Raw genomic sequence first — 13,984 nt, forward strand, 5'->3', positions numbered from 1 at the left:
TAACCACGAATAAAATAATGCACCGATAGACAACAAACATGTGCGAGTCATATAGATCACCGGTAGCTCAGAAAATACTGTTGCCGCATGGCTGGTTGAGAAAATTAATGCGTAAATCAAAAAATAAAAATAGCGACCGAAAAAAGTCATTACTTTGCTCGAACCTCAATAGCCCGCTGAGCTCTATCAATACCACTACCACAACTACCCGTACTGATTAGAGTGTAGTAATTATCTCCAGTCACTGTCATAGAATCGCAAGCAACAGATACCGAGCATCCATTAAGTCCGGCAACGGAATAAGTTTGCGAATAGAATGGGCTTGTTGCACAGCTGCGTCCTGCACTCCCATCTGGCGGCATTAATAAATTAAGTGCTATTTCGATACCGGCTTCAGCACTATAAAAAGCCCTGTGTGAATTCACTTGCAAGCTAACGCTACTACTGCTGTCATTCTGTATCTGCGACATACTTGCAATGATAAGTGCCAGCACAGTGACAACAAACAGCGCCATCGGCAAGCCGAAACCACCTTGATTAGAACGTTTTAATAAATCTAAATTAGCAGTATTAAGGAACATTACGAATCCTCACTTGCTGCGCTGCAGATAACAACTCACCCGTTGCATCATGCTGTAGTTGATAGTTGAAAGAAACAATACCATTGCGCTGTAAGGTTGCTGGAGAATAACGAAACACCATTGAATTATTAACCAAAGGATAGGCCAACACTTCGCGTCCCGACGCCGTATCAGCAGGCAAAGACGATCGTAAACTCGCTACATTGCTAATAAATCCATAGCCGCTATAGCGATATAAATAGCTACCATCCTGGCAAATAGTTTCAGGCTCGGTTGATAAATAGAAGCGACGATTAGGGGAGTCTGTAGGGAAACGATGAGGACCTCCAAGCGTCACTGTAATTTCGCTATTACCGGCATTAACTGTCGCCAAGTTGGCGGTTAGTGCTCCTGGGTTAGCCAAGGAGTACAAATTATTGCTAGCCAAGGGATAAATCGACACATAACCATTGGCGGCGCGAACTTGAGAATAAGGTGCAGCTCTTAATAAGCTAATGCTATTACCTAATTCGACATCGGTGTAACTCGATGCGGCAACTATTGGCATATATTCAACACACAAGCCATCTGCGGTAGTGCGAATACTTCCCGGAAGGGCATCGCGCAAAGCACGTGAAATTTGTTCATTCACGACAGAACTACTACCAGACAACTGCTGCCGTGCTCCCGTATCAATTAATCCTTGACTGGCTAGCGTAATAAACCGCACAGACACCGTCGCCATTACCGAAGCAATAGCGATCACCATAATTAATTCAATTAAAGTAAAAGCGCGATATTTAGCAGGTAAGTACATCAGTAATTACCCCTAAAACTGGCAAAAACACTGGAATCACCAGTAGGATCGTTAATAGTTATCTGAATACGCTTACTACCTCCTGTGTTAGCGCCGACGGTATTATCACAGGACACAGAAACACTAACGGTGTAACCGCTGTATAAGGTACTCAAAGAGGAGTCAATAAGGGCAGGCTGCTCGTTACTAATCGCATCATAATCATCGACATCGTCATAATCACTCCGGCTTTCACCATCATCAGTAATTCGACAAGCACCAGTATATGCAGGAATTCCACCATTACCGGTTGCTTCGTCAAAACGTTGAGCGAGTATTTCGTCTAAATAAAGTTGAGCCAAATCCAAAGACTTGGTTTGAATCATAGCATCTGCGCTACGACCGCCGATCAAAGAAAAACTGCTTAAACTAGCAACTAATGCGATAGAAATGACGACCATAGTGATGATCATTTCAATCATAGAAAGGCCGTGTTGACGATTCATGTGGCCTCCTAACCTGATGGGCCTATTTATTAGCTACGGCTGGCAAGCCGCAGGATAAGCAAAACCGGTGGATGAAAGACACAAGGTGTGACTATTGTCGGCGCTAAATATAAATTCGGTATTGGTGCCGGTTTCGGCTTCATTATCAAAATTGATAGCAACACTACCACCGTTTGTAAGTGTCGTTCCGTTTACGCTTAACGTTGAACCTGACCGCGGTGCACTGCGTGATTCAAATGAAGTACCACCTTGAATCACGATAAATTGCCACTCATCAGCCAATTGATTAATAGTAAGTACTACATCACTACCACTCACAACATTTGCTAGAGCACGTTTTTGTGCCAGTAAGCTGACACTGATTAATTGTTCGCGGGCACCTAACGTGGCAAAGCGGTCTGCTCGTAAAAACAGACCGCTTGCAACTGCACTGAGAATGGCTACCAAGGTGATAACCATTACCAGTTCAACCAACGTGAAACCTTGGTTGTTATTTTTCACAAATTAGCAGCCTGTCGTAACCACTGTCACGGTCGGTGCAGCGCTAGCGGCTGCTTCAGCGTAAGTGACGCGACAACTAGCCGTACTGCCTGAACCTGTATCTGGCGTTAGATAAAAAGTGCGGTCCGCTGGAGTGCTACCTGGATCGAAGGTCGCATAGTCGTTGGTGGTATCGACTTGGGCAGCGACAACTATCCCTGCGATCGTCGGATAACCATTCGTTAAAGCAACCGAAGTGCCTTCTAAGCTTACCGATGCACCTGCACCACCATCCGCTAAAAACTGCGCATGAGCAATATTAGCTGAAGCTCGTATCGCCCCACCGAGTGCGTTCACACTTGCCTTACGCGCATCAGTACCAAAGTCTGCGAAGCGTGGCAAAGCAAAAGCTGATAACACGCCAAGGATAACAATAACCATGATCAATTCGATCAATGTAAAACCTGATTGTTTTTTCATATTCCGACTCCTACTTGTTATCGGATGTGCCTAATTTAGGTGCCAGGAAACCTGGCCATCTGTCGTGTTGTAATCAATAAATCGTGCATCCGCGCTTGCTTGATGGAAGTAACGACATTGGTTATCCACTACCTCTGCTCTAAAATCCGCAGAGGGATCATCGCCAGTAGTTAGAGTCGGCCTATCATCTTCCAGCAAGGTTTTCCATAACCCCACACATCGCTCAACATCCATAAATTTGTCATCAAATGCTGAAGCAACATCATGCTTCAACCCCAGTGGCCAACCTTGTAGAGATAACTGAAAAGGCGTGCTTTCCCGATACCCTACTTTAGAACGCCACTGCTCTCGGACGATAAAAACCGATGTTTGCAAGGCCGCACCAACGGCTTGCACTTGGACTCTACGAGAGTCATCGATCAAACCATTCAGTCGAGGAATAAGTATGGCCATCGCTGCTGCCATAATTGCCACTGCAACCGAAGTCTGCAGTAAGCTATAACCAGCGGTGCGGTTTAATCCATAACTCATCGGCTTATTTAAACCTTAGTAGATAACGAAAAAATCGTTTCGCTAATTTACGAAATAAAACAAATTTACAGTATAAGAAAACGTAAATAGCGGACCTTACTTGCCACTAACCGCGCCGCTAAGCTCCCAAATTGGTAAGAACACACCAAGCGCTAACACTAAGACTAAACCGCCTAAAAATACTAATAGAATAGGTTCTATTGCGTCCGCCAATTGCTTTAGCTCGTAATCAATTTCTTGCTCATAAAAATCCGCAACTTCATCGAGTAAAGTATCAACCGAACCCGTCTCCTCACCGACCGACATCATTTGCAATACAAGTGGTGTGAATAGGCCAGTCGCAGCAGCGGTACTGGTTAAACGCTCGCCTCGCTCAACCCCCGTCGCCATAGTATTAACCGCTCGCCCGATATGACGATTACCAACACTCTCTGACACAATAGTCATACATTTCAGGATAGGCACACCCGCTTTAAGCATCATGGCAAATGAGCGTGAAAAACGCGCTAGAGCAATACGCTCTAAAATAGAACCGATAAGAGGAAACTTTAGCTTTTTTTCATCCCACCAAAGCTCGCCATCATGACTGCGAATGTAACGCCTAAAGAAAAACCACGAAGTCGTTAAGCAAGCGAATAAAACATGCCAGTAATTCTGCATAAAACTGGATGTCACCATAAGAAGCTTGGTGGCAAAAGGTAAATCGGCACCCAACTTATTAAAGACGCTAGAAAAACTGGGAATAACAAACATAGTTATGACTATCATCGCCACGCTAATGGCTACCACCACCATAGTCGGGTAGCGCAATGCCGACTTAATACGCTTTGTGGTTTCACGTTCCATTTCTAAATGAGCCACCAAGCGAATAAGTGCATCATCTAAGTTACCGGTACTTTCGCCGATGTGAACCATACTCACGTAAATAGGCGAAAACAAATCGGGATGTTGGCGAAAGGCCGAAGCAAGGTCCGAACCCGAGACTAACGATTGCGCCAAAGACGCTAGGGTTTCTTTTAAGCGCGGGTTGGTACTCGACTCCCCCAAGCCATTTAATGCCCTGATTATGGGAATTCCAGCTTTTGTTAACGCATACAATTGACGAGTTAAAAGAATTAACTCATCGGTACTTACTTTCGGCTTTGTTAGTTGAATATTAAAGCCAGATTTCTTTTCATCATCTGCTTTTTCAATAATGCTAACCGGGGTGATACCGCGCTGTAATAATTGCGATGCTGCAGAATCGCGATTACTAGCACTTAATTGCCCGTCAACGGCTTTACCGTCAACATCTCGCCCACGATATACAAAAGCCGCCATCAGTTTTGCCCCTCATCCAAGGTGGCAGATACCCGGAACACTTCATCTAAAGAAGTAACCCCCTGACGAGCATAATCAAGCGCCGATAATGACAAAGAACGAAAATTAGGGGCACGCACAGAAGCTTCGCTAAACGCCTGCATATCCTCGCGCCGCAAAGCCGAAATGAGTTCAGGAGTCATTTCTAATACCTCATAGATACCAATACGTCCCTGATAACCGGTATTGTGGCAATGGTGGCAACCCCGTCCCTCTATATATTGATGACTATCTGCGCCCTCCCCCATGCTGTGCAACCACGCTCGCTCTTGAGGTTCTAATTCGTGATTTTGACTACAGTGCGGACACAGTTTTTTAATTAAACGCTGAGCAATTACTGCACGTAATGATGACGACACTAAATAATGGTCAATGCCCATATCTAACAAGCGAGCCGGAGCCGACGCAGCATCATTTGTATGCAATGTAGATAGCACCATGTGACCTGTCATCGCAGCACGCAATCCAATTTCTGCTGTAATCTGATCACGCATCTCCCCAACTAAAACAATATCAGGGTCTTGTCGTAACGCTGCCCTCAATACCGTTGGAAATTCCAGACCCACCTTAGGATTCACTTGCACCTGATTAATACGTGGCAAGCGATATTCGATTGGATCTTCCGCTGTAATAATCTTTTTTTCCGGCTGATTTAACTGGGTTAAAGCGGCGTATAACGTTGTCGTCTTACCACTACCTGTTGGACCGGTAACCAGAATAAGACCATGAGGGCGACTGATTAAATACTCGAAACGTTTTTGCAGTGCGGGTGGCATACCTAACGTCGCCATACTTAAAATCCCGCCACTCTGATCAAGCAAACGCATGACCACAGATTCGCCGAATTGCACTGGCATCGTCGATAAACGCACATCAATATTGCGATTACGCACACGAATGTTAAAACGCCCATCTTGCGGCAAACGCTTTTCTGAAATATCGAGACCCGACATAATTTTTAATCGCGATACCAATGCAGAGGCAACGCGCTTTTCTTTCATCACTTGCTCTTGCAGTTCACCATCAACACGCAAACGAATACGTAGTTGATTTTCTTCTGGTTCGATATGTACGTCCGAAGCTTTAACCTGTACGGCATCTTCAAATAAGCTTTGTAACAGGCGCACGACAGGGGCTTCACTCGTGTCGGACGTCATAGCCATGGCATTGATATCGAAATCGCTGCTTTGCAGTTCCCCCTCTAGCTCACCGGCAATACTCGCCATTTGTTCCTGACGACGATAAACGCTATCGAGAATCGACAACATCTCTTGCTCGCGAATAAAGGCTGGCATGACCGGTTTTTTTAAGATTCGTTGTAGATCATCAATGACCATTAAATCCGTTGGATCAGCCATTCCAACAAGATAGCCCTGAGGCTCATCAGCCAACAGCAAACAACGATAGCGCCGAGCCTGAGTTTCCGGCAAACGCTGAATAAGTTCAGCATTAATACGGAAGCGCGATAGATCGACATACGGGTAGTTGAAGAACTCCGATAAAATTTTCAACAACTGATCTTCACTAACAAAGCCGAGATCGGTAATCGCCCGACCAATCTTTTTACCCGCGCGTTTTTGCTCGGCTAACGCCTGCATTAACTGCTCTTGAGTAATGAGTTTCTTTTCTAGCAACAGGTCGCCAATGCGTACCTTTTTATTAGTTTGTACTTCCATGAGCTACTGCAACGCCTCCGCTTTTTGTGCAACCCACTGACGCTGTGCAGGGTTCAATGAATATCGTTCGGGCAGCCATTCCAATACTTGTTTAGCACGCCCCCTCTCTCCGGCTTCGGTCAACGCCACCGACATTGCCATTGGCCAATTAACAATGCTTGGTTGTTGACGAATTAACCGTTCATAGGCTGCCGCTGCTTCTTGAAAAAAGCCGAGCATATGTAATCCAGGTGCTGCGACAGTTAGCCATTCACTGTTATCAGTACCATTATGCTGACGATAATATTGAATAAACCCATCGGCATCTTTTTGTTCAAGAAATAAACGCAGCTTTAACGCCAAATAAGAAATTCGGGGTTCAATCGCTATCGCCTGATCAAGTACTTCGTAAGCCTGCTGAAACTGGCCTAATGATGAAAATCTAACCGCTTGACGATATAACGATTGATGAGATTCATCGCGCGTCACTGTATTGGTATTTTCGCTGTTTTTTGCAATAGGGCTTTCGTTAGCTGCAGACTTAACGGCTACATCAGTATTCATCTGTTTTTGAACTTTAGCTGGAACTAATTTTTTCGATTCTACAGCTTTATTTTTGGTCACCGGATTAACGTTTTTAATTGGCTCACTTACGACAACAACATCAACTAATACAGGAGGCTCAACCGCAGGAATTTCAACCGCAGGAATTTCGCCCGCGACTGCCACCGGCTTAGCCCGTTCAGCATCAGTGTTTACTTTATTGCCTTGCACATAGGCAGCTAAATTTTTAGATGATAAATCATGCCGTGGAGTGTCATCCGATAACGAGATAGCAGGTGCAATATAAGATTGAGATTGTTCACCACTACTGATGGATATAATACTGACCGAAGAATTGCTAACTAGCCAGTAGGTACCATAAGCGAGAGCCACCACTAAAAAGCCCCCAAACCATTTACCGTAAGGCGCTCTATTCGTCGATACAGGTAATGCCATCGAACCTGCTGGAATACTTTCTGCCATCCCATTACGCTGATCGAGATCTTGTAAAACTTGGTGAATTAAACTCATATTAAGACCTCAAATACCGGTAAGCGACCAGAACCGCTGACGCAAATCCATACTCGCCAATGCACTTTCCGTATCCACCACCGCTCTTTCTACGTGGCTACTATTAATGGTATTGGCACCTTGGCCAAAGGCAATCAGCAAAGCTTTACCCGCTAATACGTTCACCAGCCGCGGAATACCGTTACTGGCTAACCACAAACGACGTACCGCAGACGCACAGAACAAATCTCTGCCCTTATAACCAGCACAAGCAAGACGTTGACGTAAGTAGTGAGATAAAAGATCAGCTCCTGATAATGGCTGCAATTGTGTAGATGAAGTAATACGTTGTAATAATTGACGAAATTGTGGAGTTGCCAAAATGTCATTTAATTCTGGCTGACCGAACAACACTATTTGAATCAGCTTTTGCCGCTCGGTTTCTAAGTTAGAAATTAAACGTAATGCTTCCAACGTTTCTGCAGGTAAGCATTGCGCCTCATCGACAATCAGGATTAACGGATATCCTTCTCGAACAAGCTGCAGCAAACGCCGTTGAATAATGTTGCGTATTGCATGTTCATGGACAGGAATTTCACGCAGGCCTAACTCAGCAGCAATAGCATGCCAAAGACCAATAGAATTTAACGTTGGATTCGGTATGTAAGCTGTAGGGACATCCTGCTCAGACAAGTAGTTTAATAAGCGTCGACACAAGAGCGTTTTACCCGTGCCGACTTCACCCGTTACTTTGAGAAAACCTTCACCCGAGTGCAATGCAAAAACCATTGACTCAAATGCCTGCTGATGTACAGGCAATTCAACATAAAAATGGGTATTGGGTGTTAACCCAAACGGTTGTTGATTTAAGCCGTAAAAGTCCTCGCACGCTTGAGCTAATTGCAGTAATTGCATAATCACATCTCCGGCAGGAGAACCCTAGAATAGCGGCGATTCAATTGATCGATACGATCCTGTGGTAGCTGCGTATCAATGATCCGAGGCTGGATCAAAATAACCAATTCACTTTGTACCGTTTCTTGGCGTTTTTGACGGAACAAGCCACCTATCAAAGGCAGATCTCCGAAGAATGGTACCTTAGCAACCGTCTCTGACGTCTTGTTTTGCATTAAGCCGCCGATCACCACGATTTGTCCTGAACGTGCACGAATGATTGAATCAGTTTCACGTACGGTACTGAAAGCAAGCGGAAGACTATATTCATCGTTGTTTAATTCGATTTTTTTGATCTTCTCTTTAACTTCCGTAACCTTCGGATGGACATGGAGAGTAACCTCACCATCATCACCAATTTGCGGCGTTACATCTAAAGCGATACCGGAGAAAAATGGCGTTAAACCAATGTCTGGCGTTTCGGTCGTACCGGTTGTTGTGGTGGTGCTCGTGCTACTTACGTCGGTAACAAAAAACTCATCACTACCGACTTTTATAACCGCCTTTTGATTATTAACCGTAGCAATACGAGGACTCGAAAGCACTTCAACATCGCCCTGAGTCTCTAATAAACTCAATGCACCGGTAAAATCGCCAACATCCACATTCAAAGAAAAGATACCGCCAATTAAATCAGGGTTAGCGAGCGCTACAGCACTTTGGCTAGCCCATACATCATTGTTGCCTGTTTGCGCAGCAATTGTGCTCCAATTAATACCGGCTTGATAACCATCACTCAGGGTAACTTCGATAATTTTCGCTTCAATCAGCACTTGTTTTTGCACACTTAATTCAGTTTTTTCAAGATAAGATTGCACTTGACTTAATGTATTGGGCAAGGCATGTACTATCACTAGCCCAGCATGAGCATCGACCACAACTCTAGCGTTACCTTCATGTGCAATCATTAAGGTTAACGTCTGCTGTAACTCTTCCCAGAACGAACTGCCCGACTTAGTTTCTATCTCAGAGGAATTGCTGTTACTACGCGTCGTTTCACTGGTAGAACTTGAATTAGAATCGCTACCACTACTTGAATTAGTAACCTCAACCTGACCACTGCTTACTTGCATACCCGAACGCCCCTTGCGCTGAACATTCAAGTAATTAATCGGAAAAATACGGGTTTGAGCTTTTTTAGGAAGAATTTGAATACCGTATGATGACTCGACGAAATCAAAGCCATAGATATCACGAACCGCACTTAATGCCTCTCGAACAGAAACGTTGTTCAAATTTAAAGTAATCGCACCCGAGACCTCGGGATGAACAATTAGATTGTGCCCTGTGCCATCCACCAAGCTGTTGAAAAATGCTGCGGCAGGTACATCATTAGCCACTACGTCAAAACGTTGATCGGCACTATCTGGCACGATCAATGGTGGTAGTAATTGCTGCAAATTCAACTCTGCAGGCGCCACCGAATCAGCCTCAAGAAGCTTAGACTTAGCTGTCGTCTGCTGCTTCGCCTTCGGCTTTTCTTGCATCGGTGCACAACCCGATACATTAATGAATATCAAGCCTAATACTAGACTCATCATGCAATTTATTATCTGTCGGCTAAATAATGTCACAACCGGATTCCTATTGACTCAACCGTTTGGTTTTATTAATTAAAGATAGAACTCGTTGCTTTTGCTTAATTTTTAATACAACTTCGTTTGCACTAATGCTCAAGACTTTGGCACTACCTACGGTGTCGCCCTCACGTACAAGTTCACCATTGACCACGGCACTGGAGCCGTTGTCGGCTATCCTTATTTGCTGTAATTGATAGCGAGTCTCCGGTTTTGGCGCTTGAGGCGAATCTGGCACTGCAAATAAGCCTTCCGGCGGACGTGTTGGATCGCTCGCAAATACAGACGGTAGTAGCGCAGAAAACAAGGTAAAAATGGTTATTAATTTAAACACCGAGCATATCCTCCCGCGTACTGATAGTGAATATTTCTAGCACTAATTCACCATTCGGATACTCATCTACTCGGTATTCCAATGCCTGCCAATACACTTTCCAAGGTAGGCTATCTAAGCGTTTTAAATAGGCAACAAGACTGTCGTAGGTCGCAGTCATTTTGACCCGCACACCATGGCGATAAAGCTCGACATCCGCATATTCTTCACCAAGATCGACATCGGTTTGTGGCAAGTTTTTCAAACTGATTAAGCGCAGGCGTTTATCCTGCATTAATAGTTGTTCCAATACCGTCACCATATGCTCTGGTGAGACAAGGGAGTTAGTTAAGGCACCAATGCGGCTGTCTAAGCGCGATTGTTGCTGCTGGAATTCAGCTAATTCATTGCGAATCGGCTGGTTAAGATCAATCACAGGGCTATTTTGTAATCGTTCTAAATGCGCTTGTTGGCGCTGATTTACAGCAGAAAGTTCGTTTTTTTGCTTTAGCTCGGCCTGAGCTGATTCCCAAATCGGTAACAAAAAAATCCAGATCAGTAACATGCCAACAATGACGTGTGCCGTCATTACCGCGAGTTTCTGTTCACGCTCAGTTAAACCGCGATAAGCATCTAAAGCGCGCTCAACCTGCGGATGTTTCCACCATAAAGGAGTCATTTACGCATCCCCGAATCAGCAGCTGATGAGAGCAAATCTTGCGGGTGCCGACGGGTATCCAGTTGAAAACGCAGCCACTGCTTATCCTCTTCTTTTTGCACATCGATATAACGGAATGCTCGACGCTGATAAGCGCTCTTTTCTACAAGAGTGGATACATATTTTGAAATCTTCGCGGGGTCATCGACATATCCTTGCAAACCGATATGACGACCTTGATCCGAAATAGAAAATTGATTCAACCACACGCCTTTAACATTTTGATCGCCCAACTGGGATACCAATTGCGTAAATGATTGTCCTTCTTCTAATTGTTGCTGAGTTAAATAGCGCAATACTTTTTGTCCGCCTTCCAACTGACGACGCGCCAGATCACGCTGTTCGGCAAGTCGTGCATCAACCACAAGAGGGGGTCGTAATGCTTGTATCTCGACAATTTTTTTCTCTAGAAATCTCTGCTGTTCTTGCGCATTCTTTAATTCACTTCCTTGCCAAAACCAAAAAGACATAAGGCCAATAGCAATAACAACCATAGCCATAACGTGCACAGCAGCGCTCGTTATCATCAATCGTAATTCGCGCGGAATCTTTGGCGGCTGAAACTCTTCTATATAAAAATTAAGATTTTGCTTAATTTGCCAACTCATAACTTAGCGTCCCTCCTAAAGCTGCCGCAAATGACGCCGTTAAAGCTGACTCTGTTATTTGGCGATTAAATGCTGTTTCGAGGGATAAAAGACGAACAGGCGTATTAACACTGGTTTCTAATTCGATTAATACATTGTCAATATTTGCAGTGTCAGGCGGCAACACCCACAATTGGCCTACGGTTCCCAGCCCTAATTGGCTTTCGAAATAATCCATCGAACGCTGCACTTCTAGCGTTAGCATATCGCTGCGACTGGTATTTTCTAGGGTATAGTCGTCTACCGATGTTTCTTCCGGCATTAAATCATTGGTACCAATATTCAAATGACGGGTAAAATACAAAGCACCATCTTGATAGAGATAAATCATCCCTTCTTTTGGCTCTAGGCGCAGCACCCCAACACTGGTTTCTGGCTCTAACGCCGCAACCAGATTAAGTAAGCTTAATTCATCAATGGTAATTGCTTGCAATTCGAGATTTTCTTTGCGACACCATCGAACGATATCGCGCAGATATTCGCGATCGGTAATCGCAGCAAATGCCATCGACATACGTCCACGGTAGGCATCCCCCGGCAACGGGAAAGCTTGCAGCAATTTATTCTCTGCCGACTCGCCAATAAGATCTCTGATGCGAAAACTTAGCGCATCACTTAACTCCTCATCGGCGACCGGAGGAGAATCGACCAACTGTAATTCGTAACGAGATTGATCCAAGCAAACGGTTACCGGGATACGCCCATAGCGCTTGGATGCAAGCCACTGCGACAAGCCTTGAAAGCCTTCGTCGTCTTGCTCTGAAGCATAACTATCGACAACGCCAGTAGCGTCGCGCACCACGGCAAATGCTTTGCCATGATTCAGCTCAATTCCGAGACAATATGTATAATTAGAACTTTTTTTCTGCCACGGCCAGCGCATGGCGACCTCACATCTAAGAGACACTGTAACTTCAGTGTAGACCATGCTTAGAAAGTCGATGGTCTAAGGTTACCTACATGACTATAATGGCGACAAAATCGAACAAAGAAGCGAATAGATGTTCAATATTGTCCTGTTCGAACCAGAAATTCCGCCCAACACCGGTAACATTATTCGTGTTTGTGCCAACACTGGTTGCCAGTTACACCTGATCGAGCCACTCGGATTTGATATGGAAGAACGCAGCTTAAAGCGCGCGGGCCTCGACTATCACGAGTGGGCACATGTGAAAATTCACAAAGATCTCGACGCCTTCTTGGCCAGCGAACAACCTCAACAGTTGTACGCGCTTACCACCAAAGGCAGCACCCGCCACTCAGACGCAAGCTTCAAACCTGGCGACTACCTAATGTTTGGGCCAGAAACCCGAGGGCTGCCCGAAGATGTGCGCATGCAGATTCCGCGCGAGAACTGGTTACGCTTGCCCATGACAGTAAACAGCCGCAGCATGAATCTATCGAATTGCGTTAGTGTGATGGTGTACGAAGCTTGGCGACAAAACGACTACAGCGGCATGCTGTGATAGCTTTATAGTTTGCATACAGCTTATATCGGACAGAGCGAATAATCGTGCTCGCCTCCTCCGAAAGCTTGCGAACTAATGTGCTGTTCGCCCTGCCAGACAAGGACACAGATAATACTATCGATCAATACGGCTACTCTAAGAGTGACCCTAGGACTAGGGGACGCTATTGGAGGTGAAACCTTACTATCAGCATGGAACCTCGAAAACAGTTGTTACGAGCCAGAAGGACTTCTGAAGTTTGAAGGTAACTATCTTTGGTATGAAAACAATTACAAAGGCTTTGCTGGCGTACAGTGGTTCACTCGTAACTGAGTAATTTAAAGGTGATGCGTTAGCAATATAAGAAAACAAAAAACCAGCACTAGGCTGGTTTTTTTTATTGCGCTAACAACCTACTCTTTTAGTGAGTTGGTTGTTCCGCTGATGGTTGCTCTGCAGCTGCAGCTGCTTGTGCTTCCTGAACGCGTTTCTGATACAGAGCTTCGAAGTTAATCGGAGCCAGCATCAACGCCGGGAAACCACCTTTAACAACTAAGTTATCAATGCTTTCGCGCAGATATGGGAACAGGATGTTAGGGCACATGGCACCTAGCATTTGTCCTAGTTGTTGTTCTGGGATGTTAACCATGGCAAACAAACCACATTGAACCAATTCAACCAAGAAAGCGGTTTCGCCATCGTTAGTTGCTGTAATGGTTACTTTTACAGACACTTCGTAGTGTTGCTCATCAACCTTACGACCACCACTATTTAGATCTAACTTAATCTCTGGCTTCCACGCTTTGGTGAAGGCTGCAGGCGAGTTAGGTGCTTCAAATGATACGTCTTTAACATATATGCGTTGCAGCGCGAACTGCGGTTGCTGATTCTCAGCCATGATGTAGTC

The 13,984-nt window shown here is 44.9% G+C and carries 17 protein-coding genes; 1 reads left to right on the forward strand and 16 read right to left on the reverse strand.

The window, feature by feature from the left end:
* Positions 1-149 precede the first annotated feature (149 nt).
* From UXZ23_RS09650 to UXZ23_RS09720, 15 genes are all read right to left on the reverse strand, one after another.
* Positions 150-581, reverse strand: coding sequence for a hypothetical protein (locus tag UXZ23_RS09650; RefSeq protein ID WP_320820375.1), 432 nt, complete (start codon positions 579-581; stop codon positions 150-152).
* On the reverse strand, positions 571-1,377 hold the full coding sequence (locus tag UXZ23_RS09655) for a type II secretion system protein (RefSeq protein ID WP_320820376.1): 807 nt from the start codon (positions 1,375-1,377) through the stop codon (positions 571-573). The genes UXZ23_RS09650 and UXZ23_RS09655 overlap by 11 nt, the downstream gene beginning before the upstream one ends.
* Positions 1,377-1,862 (reverse strand): prepilin-type N-terminal cleavage/methylation domain-containing protein, encoded by a 486-nt coding sequence (locus UXZ23_RS09660; RefSeq protein WP_320820377.1) that lies wholly within the window; start codon positions 1,860-1,862, stop codon positions 1,377-1,379. Before UXZ23_RS09660 ends, UXZ23_RS09655 begins: the two co-directional genes overlap by 1 nt.
* A 33-nt stretch (positions 1,863-1,895) precedes the next feature.
* Positions 1,896-2,363 (reverse strand): type II secretion system protein, encoded by a 468-nt coding sequence (locus UXZ23_RS09665; protein WP_320820378.1) that lies wholly within the window; start codon positions 2,361-2,363, stop codon positions 1,896-1,898.
* Between the two features lie 3 nt (positions 2,364-2,366).
* Entirely contained in the window at positions 2,367-2,822 is a 456-nt protein-coding gene (locus UXZ23_RS09670) for a type II secretion system protein (protein ID WP_320820379.1), read from the reverse strand.
* A gap of 30 nt (positions 2,823-2,852) precedes the next feature.
* Positions 2,853-3,353, reverse strand: coding sequence for a hypothetical protein (locus tag UXZ23_RS09675; protein ID WP_320820380.1), 501 nt, complete (start codon positions 3,351-3,353; stop codon positions 2,853-2,855).
* Positions 3,354-3,449: 96 nt separating this feature from the next.
* Positions 3,450-4,673 carry a type II secretion system F family protein gene (locus UXZ23_RS09680; protein WP_320820381.1) on the reverse strand — a complete coding sequence of 408 codons (1,224 nt, stop codon included), beginning with the start codon at positions 4,671-4,673 and terminating at the stop codon, positions 3,450-3,452.
* Positions 4,673-6,388: a GspE/PulE family protein gene (locus UXZ23_RS09685; protein WP_320820382.1), complete on the reverse strand. Its 1,716-nt coding sequence runs from the start codon at positions 6,386-6,388 to the stop codon at positions 4,673-4,675. The genes UXZ23_RS09680 and UXZ23_RS09685 overlap by 1 nt, the downstream gene beginning before the upstream one ends.
* A gap of 3 nt (positions 6,389-6,391) precedes the next feature.
* Positions 6,392-7,441: a hypothetical protein gene (locus tag UXZ23_RS09690; RefSeq protein WP_320820383.1), complete on the reverse strand. Its 1,050-nt coding sequence runs from the start codon at positions 7,439-7,441 to the stop codon at positions 6,392-6,394.
* Between the two features lie 9 nt (positions 7,442-7,450).
* Positions 7,451-8,335 carry an ExeA family protein gene (locus UXZ23_RS09695; protein ID WP_320820384.1) on the reverse strand — a complete coding sequence of 295 codons (885 nt, stop codon included), beginning with the start codon at positions 8,333-8,335 and terminating at the stop codon, positions 7,451-7,453.
* Positions 8,336-8,337: 2 nt separating this feature from the next.
* Positions 8,338-9,915, reverse strand: a complete 1,578-nt coding sequence (mshL, locus tag UXZ23_RS09700) for a pilus (MSHA type) biogenesis protein MshL (RefSeq protein WP_320820385.1) — start codon at positions 9,913-9,915, stop codon at positions 8,338-8,340.
* Between the two features lie 43 nt (positions 9,916-9,958).
* Complete coding sequence (locus tag UXZ23_RS09705) at positions 9,959-10,285, reverse strand: hypothetical protein (RefSeq protein ID WP_320820386.1); 327 nt, start codon at positions 10,283-10,285, stop codon at positions 9,959-9,961.
* Positions 10,278-10,943 (reverse strand): hypothetical protein, encoded by a 666-nt coding sequence (locus UXZ23_RS09710; RefSeq protein ID WP_320820387.1) that lies wholly within the window; start codon positions 10,941-10,943, stop codon positions 10,278-10,280. Before UXZ23_RS09710 ends, UXZ23_RS09705 begins: the two co-directional genes overlap by 8 nt.
* Positions 10,940-11,590, reverse strand: coding sequence for a hypothetical protein (locus UXZ23_RS09715; RefSeq protein WP_320820388.1), 651 nt, complete (start codon positions 11,588-11,590; stop codon positions 10,940-10,942). Before UXZ23_RS09715 ends, UXZ23_RS09710 begins: the two co-directional genes overlap by 4 nt.
* Complete coding sequence (locus UXZ23_RS09720) at positions 11,574-12,512, reverse strand: hypothetical protein (protein WP_320820389.1); 939 nt, start codon at positions 12,510-12,512, stop codon at positions 11,574-11,576. Before UXZ23_RS09720 ends, UXZ23_RS09715 begins: the two co-directional genes overlap by 17 nt.
* A 118-nt stretch (positions 12,513-12,630) precedes the next feature.
* Here UXZ23_RS09720 and trmL point away from each other — a divergent pair, with 118 nt between their 5' ends.
* Positions 12,631-13,095, forward strand: coding sequence for a tRNA (uridine(34)/cytosine(34)/5-carboxymethylaminomethyluridine(34)-2'-O)-methyltransferase TrmL (gene trmL, locus UXZ23_RS09725; protein WP_320820390.1), 465 nt, complete (start codon positions 12,631-12,633; stop codon positions 13,093-13,095).
* A gap of 403 nt (positions 13,096-13,498) precedes the next feature.
* On the opposite strand, the gene secB is transcribed toward trmL, so the two are convergent.
* Positions 13,499-13,975, reverse strand: coding sequence for a protein-export chaperone SecB (gene secB / locus UXZ23_RS09730; RefSeq protein ID WP_320820391.1), 477 nt, complete (start codon positions 13,973-13,975; stop codon positions 13,499-13,501).
* Positions 13,976-13,984: the final 9 nt, after the last annotated feature.

The organism is Thalassolituus sp. (assembly GCF_034111725.1).
GTDB lineage: Bacteria > Pseudomonadota > Gammaproteobacteria > Pseudomonadales > Oceanobacteraceae > Thalassolituus.